5 protein-coding genes are annotated in these 3,017 nt (G+C 50.9%); 2 read left to right on the top strand and 3 right to left on the bottom strand.

Features of this window, described 5'->3' with window-relative positions:
- Positions 1 to 62 precede the first annotated feature (62 nt).
- Both VIN66_RS09030 and VIN66_RS09025 read right to left on the bottom strand, forming a co-directional pair.
- Complete coding sequence (locus VIN66_RS09030) at positions 63 to 278, bottom strand: hypothetical protein (protein ID WP_331923672.1); 216 nt, start codon at positions 276 to 278, stop codon at positions 63 to 65.
- Positions 279 to 341: 63 nt separating this feature from the next.
- Entirely contained in the window at positions 342 to 779 is a 438-nt protein-coding gene (locus VIN66_RS09025) for an OsmC family protein (protein ID WP_331923671.1), read from the bottom strand.
- A 269-nt stretch (positions 780 to 1,048) separates the two neighbouring features.
- Between VIN66_RS09025 and VIN66_RS09020 the strand changes: the two genes are divergently transcribed.
- Positions 1,049 to 1,636, top strand: a complete 588-nt coding sequence (locus VIN66_RS09020; protein ID WP_331923670.1) for a dienelactone hydrolase family protein — start codon at positions 1,049 to 1,051, stop codon at positions 1,634 to 1,636.
- Here the strand turns inward: VIN66_RS09020 and VIN66_RS09015 are convergent.
- On the bottom strand, positions 1,590 to 2,123 hold the full coding sequence (locus VIN66_RS09015; RefSeq protein WP_331923669.1) for a lipocalin family protein: 534 nt from the start codon (positions 2,121 to 2,123) through the stop codon (positions 1,590 to 1,592). The genes VIN66_RS09020 and VIN66_RS09015 overlap by 47 nt on opposite strands.
- Before the next feature lie 207 nt (positions 2,124 to 2,330).
- Here VIN66_RS09015 and VIN66_RS09010 point away from each other — a divergent pair, with 207 nt between their 5' ends.
- Positions 2,331 to 2,837, top strand: a complete 507-nt coding sequence (locus tag VIN66_RS09010) for a CHRD domain-containing protein (RefSeq protein WP_331923668.1) — start codon at positions 2,331 to 2,333, stop codon at positions 2,835 to 2,837.
- The last annotated feature ends 180 nt before the right edge of the window (positions 2,838 to 3,017 follow it).

Here is a 3,017-nt window from a genome sequence, read left to right as displayed (position 1 = left end):
TATCAGAATTTAATCAGCCTTAACACGCCGCCGGCTTAGCGCCACTGTTGGTTGTACACTGGCTACTTACGTACCGGCACCGCGTCGAGCAGTGCGATGATAGTGCGGTTATTGTCCAACCGGGCTAAATCCAGCAGGTAGTCTTTTTCCAGTTGCTGCATCGACTTACCCGCCAGTAACTCTTTTATCCGCTGCGCTTCGTTGTTGGCTATTGCCGTTTTCAGCGCCTCGTAGTTGGCAATACCGTGGCTGTTGTGCGTTGAGGTGTCTGTTGTCATCTGCTTGGCCTCCGGGTTGTTTGCGCCTGCAAAACAGAGTGCCGCTTTGCAGGCAGGGTGGCTTTAATTGCCGTCAAACGAGGTGATATCAAGCGTCACATCGCAATTTAGCAGCTTAGAGATTGGGCAGTTTAATTTGGCCTCTACTGCGGTTTTTTCAAACTCCTCACCGCTGATACCGGGCACTTTGGCATCGAGCCGGATTTCTGATTTAGTAATGGCAAAGCCATCACCGTCTTTTACCAGCGTAATGTCCACTTTGGATTCGAGCGTGCCTTTACTAAAGCCCTGTTTAGCTAATGCAAAAGACAGTGCCATGGTAAAACAGGATGCATGAGCGGCAGCTACCTGCTCTTCCGGGTTGGTGCCGGCTTTATCTTCAAAGCGGGTGTTAAAACCATAAGGCTGTTGTTTTAACGCGCCCGACTGGGTAGACACCTGGCCTTTACCCTCTTTACCCAGGCCTTCATATTTCGCGGTTGCCCAATTAATAATTGCCATCTGGTCCTCCTAAGTACTTAACATTAGCTTTTAACATTCGCCGGTGCTGGCGGTTAATTCTGCTAAAGAGTACAGCAAGAGCTGTTCCAACCCGGCAACAGTGCGCCATAGCGGCGCTGGCGGCAGAACTCAGTTGATCAACCCTGTAAGGTGTTCATGCCAGCCTGCCTAAATTGTAAAAGTTGCAGGTTTGGTGAGGAGCAAAATGTTATCTTAGGCACAGTTGCAGCCGCAGGCGGCAGTGGTTTTATCTGAAGCAGGTGATTAAGTTGAGTAGCAATATACTACTGGTAACAGATATTTTCGGTAACTGCACTGCGTTGCAGCCTTTGCTGCAGGATATTACGGCAGCAGGTACTGCGGTGACCATTATCGACCCTTATCAGGGCGGGGAGCAGAGTTTTGTAGATGAAACAGCTGCTTATCAGGCATACAGCAGTAACGGCGGCCACGACGCTTATGCTGCCTGTATTGCACAGGCGCTGGCGCAACCCTATACGCTTGCGCTGGGCTTTAGCGCCGGTGCAACAGCGCTGTGGCGGGGACTTGCTGCAGCTGATGCCGGGCAAATAACTCAGGCAGTACTGTTTTACCCCGGGCAAATTCATCAGCATCTTGCTGTCAGACCAAAGTTGCCGGTGCAGGTTATTTTTGGCCACAGCGAGCCGCATTTTGCTGTGGCAGCTATCTGCACAGAACTAAGTAAAAAGCCTGGCATCACTGCGGTGCAGACAGCCTGCGGCCACGGTTTTATGAACCCGGCCTCAAAGGCGTTTGACAGCGAGGGCTATCAGCAATGTTTTACCCGCTTTATTCAGTGCCACATTGCTGCAGCCAAATCCAACTCCCTGGCTTAATACCTAAATCAGTAGCCGTTTGCATAAAAGCATCACACTGCGTTTGGGCCGGGGTTTTACTACGTGATAGCAACCAGGCGTAATCCAGCGACGGCCCAATCACCAGTGCCATGCTGTAGTCGTCGCTTAAGCGCGCCACATTGTAACTGCCGTAAAACGGGCCAAAGAACGATACCTTAAGCGCACCGGTATTAGAGTCACCGACAAAATACGCCTTACCTTCGGCCTGCTCCCAGGCATTATCTTCAGCGCTAAAACCACGGTTGATGACTTTTACACCGCCATCATCTCGCAGGCTGTAGTTCGCTGTTACATCCGTTAAACCACGCTCAAAGCGGTGGTCCAGTCGTGCAATTTCATGCCACTGGCCTAAATAACGCTCAAGCGCAAACGGCGTTACCGGCGTTACGCCATCGGGTTTGCCGGTGCAGCCGGGCAGGGCGGTAAGCAGAATGCATAACAAAGCAGTATAAATTAGTGTTTTCATCGTGTTCCTTTGATTTGTCTGTCTGATAACCGGCACTACGGTGTAGCGGGGCTTTTGTATCAGTACAGCGGCAAACTGATGCAAAAACAGCACCGGAAAAATATCACTGCAGCTGCATCCGGTTTAAAACCTCAGTCGTTATATAGCTGATAACTGTAGTCCGTTGTTGGAGTTTATCGACATCACTGAACTTAACGGAGAAATACCATGTTTAGCAATAAAACGGCTTTTACGATGTTGATCGCAAGTGCTTTTGTCAGTACAAGCGCCCTGGCCGGGCATACTAACAGCCTGCTGGAAGCAACCCTGGACGGCAGGCAGGAAGTTGCAGCTGATGGCAGTAACAAACGTATCGTCGGCGACCCCAATGGCAGGGGGCAGGCGTATGTGTTTGGCATTGATAACGACCCCTTTACGCTGTGCTATGTGCTGACGGTCGCCAAAATTCAGCTGGTGCCGGTAGGCAGCGGCATAGTGGCACATATTCATCAGGGTAAACAGGGCGAAAACGGCCCTGTGGTGGCCGTGCTGGCCGGGCCGGAAGATGGCAATGCCGCCGATTGTTTAACTGAAGGCGAGGCCGGCAAGTTTCCCACCGGTATCAGTGTCAGCGAAATTCTGGAAAACCCACAAGACTATTACATTAACGTACATAACCCCGATTACCCGGCCGGCGCCATTCGCGGCCAGTTGTTTTATCAGGCAGATGAATAATTTGCATTGCGTAAATGAAAAGGGCGGTAACGCCCTTTTTTAGCAGTCATTACAGATTTAGCGCTCAGTTACCAGCGTAAAGCCTTCATCCAACCAGCCGGTAACACCGCCAATCATCTTTTTAACCGGCCGGCCCAGCCTGGCCAGTTTTATCGCGGCTTTTTCGGTAGCATTACAATG

Origin of the sequence: Rheinheimera sp. (assembly GCF_036568245.1) — a bacterium.
GTDB lineage: Bacteria > Pseudomonadota > Gammaproteobacteria > Enterobacterales > Alteromonadaceae > Alishewanella.
Note: the sequence above shows the minus strand (reverse complement) of the source record. Positions and strands in the feature narration are given on the sequence as shown.